The organism is Brachyspira sp. SAP_772, from assembly GCF_009755885.1.
Taxonomy (GTDB): domain Bacteria; phylum Spirochaetota; class Brachyspiria; order Brachyspirales; family Brachyspiraceae; genus Brachyspira.
The window spans coordinates 1-505 of sequence record NZ_VYIX01000397.1 but is presented as its reverse complement, the minus strand read 5'-3'; the positions used below and the strand labels follow the sequence as shown (position 1 = coordinate 505).

Below are 505 nucleotides of genomic sequence, written 5' to 3'. Positions count from 1 at the left end.
ATTTTCACCTGCTATAAAAATTAATTCTCCCTCTGCAATATGTCTTAATACCTTATCAAAATAATTATGTAGTATATTTTCTCCGTTGTATCCTAATATAGTAAGTATTGTTTCTTTATCATCAAATTTGATATAATTATTTTCTTTATTTACTACATTCTCTTCTTTRTAAATACTAAAACCTAATTCGCATTTTTCTAATTGTTTAAATACATCAATATTTTTATTTTGTTTAATTATATATTCTTCTATAGCATATTTTAAATATAATAAAGGCTGTAAGTAATTATTAATTATATCATCATAATTATCAGAGTTACTAATTTTTTTAATATTGTAGCTGCTTCCYTTATAATCTATGATTCTTATTCCATTTATTGTTTTATCATCATTGTAACTTAAATCTATTCTGTCTATTCTGCCTTTAATTTTTACATCAAGTCCATTATAAGAATAAACTTTAACATAGCTAAAAGACTTTTCAAATTCAAATGGTATAAATCCA

General features: G+C 21.5%; 1 protein-coding gene. It reads right to left on the bottom strand.

Going from position 1 to position 505, the window contains the following annotated elements; translation table 11 throughout:
• Positions 1-505 (bottom strand): PD-(D/E)XK nuclease family protein (locus tag GQX97_RS14730; RefSeq protein ID WP_198391292.1); only part of this gene is annotated, 505 nt, incomplete at both ends.